General features: G+C 56.5%; 4 protein-coding genes. 2 read left to right on the top strand and 2 right to left on the bottom strand.

What is annotated here, in order from left to right:
• Both RMO15_RS22685 and RMO15_RS22680 read right to left on the bottom strand, forming a co-directional pair.
• On the bottom strand, positions 1 to 586 hold a 586-nt coding region (locus tag RMO15_RS22685), incomplete at its 3' end, for a hypothetical protein (protein ID WP_309717646.1).
• Positions 570 to 911 (bottom strand): PadR family transcriptional regulator, encoded by a 342-nt coding sequence (locus RMO15_RS22680; protein ID WP_309717644.1) that lies wholly within the window; start codon positions 909 to 911, stop codon positions 570 to 572. The genes RMO15_RS22685 and RMO15_RS22680, both read right to left, overlap by 17 nt.
• 99 nt (positions 912 to 1,010) lie before the next feature.
• Between RMO15_RS22680 and RMO15_RS22675 the strand changes: the two genes are divergently transcribed.
• Together RMO15_RS22675 and RMO15_RS22670 are read left to right on the top strand one after the other, a co-directional pair.
• The gene (locus RMO15_RS22675) at positions 1,011 to 1,445 is read left to right on the top strand and encodes a hypothetical protein (protein WP_309717641.1); all 435 of its coding nucleotides are present in this window, start codon (positions 1,011 to 1,013) and stop codon (positions 1,443 to 1,445) included.
• The coding region (locus RMO15_RS22670; RefSeq protein WP_309717639.1) for a hypothetical protein at positions 1,446 to 1,771 on the top strand (326 nt) is incomplete at its 3' end. It lies immediately after the preceding gene.

Here is a 1,771-nt window from a genome sequence, read left to right as displayed (position 1 = left end):
GTCGTGCATAGCGGAGCTCTTGGAGAGCTCCTGAGGTCAGAAAAGCAACAGCAGTCCACTGTGGGGCGATTGCGTTGCCAACGGCTCCCAGCTGTAGCCAAAACCGAAGCAGGTTTATGAAGAAGAGAAGCAGGTAGACAGCACTCAGGAGGAGCAAGGGACGCAGCGTGTTTCCTGGCACCAAGCGACGTAAGACCATGCCTGCGATCAGGTTGGCTACGATGCCCGATCCGACCATTATTTCAGTAACATACTGCTGCAAGCCAGTGACCATCAGGAGCGTCGCAAACGGCATCGAAATAACATTCTGGATCGCGGAGAAAATCGCCGCCACACCCGCGGCGTGCCAGAGGTTCTGCTTTCTCACAGCGCTGCTTAGCTCCCGTGCGACTGTTTTCACATCGCCAAACTGCGCGACGGCACGCACCTGGGACTCTTGCTCCTCGTGGCCAAGCTCCTGGTAGGACTCGGTAAGACCTTCAAGGTGCGCTCTTGCCTCGTCAAGCTGCTCTAAGCGCTCGTGAATGGGTAAGGGATTGAGGCCCTTTCCTAGCTCCTCTAAATAGACATCAAGCGGGCTGTTCATTAATTTTCCCTCCTACAATCGCACCAAACGCGGCGGCGTATTTTTGCCAGGCCGCAACGCGCCGTGCACACTCGGCTTGCCCCGTCTCGGTGAGGCGGTAGACCTTGCGAGCAGGCCCGGAGACCGGGTGCTCCCACAGGCTCTCGATAAACTCGTCGCTCTCTAGCTGGCGCAGTGACGGGTAGAGAGTGCCCTCTCGCGCCGTTAGCATGCCCTCGCTACGGGCCTCGATAGACCGCGCGATGGCGTATCCATGACGTGGGCCATCCGCTAGCACCGCAAGGATTAGGGTCGGCAGGTCGTTTTTTGGTAGCTCTCGGCTCATATTTTGACTATACATCGGAATCAGAGGTATGTCAATATCATCCCTAAGTATTTTTTCACGACCGTAACCGTATGCTACTCACCACCGTCTTCTCTGGAGATGACACAGCAACAAAAACAGCGAGAGCGCCCCAAGCAAACACCCCACCGCAACGTTGGGGAGATCGTGATCGCAACGCTCGACTTGCTCTTAGGTTTGCCCCTCGCCATATTCTTGATGGTGATGATTCCCCAGCAGCCTCCGGGCAGCCTGGCCAACTGGCTCATTGTGGGGTCATGGGTTCTCATTGCTTTTGCTCTCGTATCTGCTGGTCTCGCGCTCTTACTACGACAACGCAGCCTGGCACGTGTGTTTCAGTGGCTAGCGGCTCTGGGAGGGCTCTGTACACTTGGGGCATTTGCTTATGAACTCTGGAAAGTGTCCCCTTTCGAGTGGCCTCTCATTCTTATCCTCTATCTGAGTGGCATCCTCCTGGCCGCTCTTGGCCTGATGCTGCTCCCCTTCTGGCTCCGCAAAATGGGCGATGACGAGTAGATGCAACAGCAGCAACAATCACGCGAGCGCCCCACACAATCAACACGCAATGCTGAGGAGATCGTGATTGCGATTCTGAACCTACTGCTCGGCTTGCCACCCGCCTGCTTCCTGGCCTTAATCTTTCGTGCACTTCCCGCACACTGGCTGGATCGTGTCGTCTACGGCCCGATGCTTTTGATGGTGCTGGGAATGATAGGATCAGGGCTGCTACTGTTACTTCGGCTTCGCTCTCTGGCCCGCGCTTTTCAGTGGCTCGCCGCGCTAGGTGGGCTGGGTCTGGTGGTGGGGGTCATCTGTAACTACCAAACGGGGTTTTCTGACTG

Origin of the sequence: Armatimonas sp., assembly GCF_031410135.1 — a bacterium.
Taxonomy (GTDB): Bacteria; Armatimonadota; Armatimonadia; order Armatimonadales; family Armatimonadaceae; genus Armatimonas.
The sequence above is the reverse complement of the archived record's forward strand: the minus strand, read 5'-3'. Positions and strand labels throughout refer to the sequence as shown.

Bases quoted from the DNA above. Each gene is read 5' to 3' on its own strand.
- RMO15_RS22680 (WP_309717644.1), bottom strand. From the start codon at position 911: ATGAGCCGAGAGCTACCAAAAAACGACCTGCCGACCCTAATCCTTGCG.
- RMO15_RS22675 (WP_309717641.1), top strand. From the start codon at position 1,011: ATGACACAGCAACAAAAACAGCGAGAGCGCCCCAAGCAAACACCCCAC.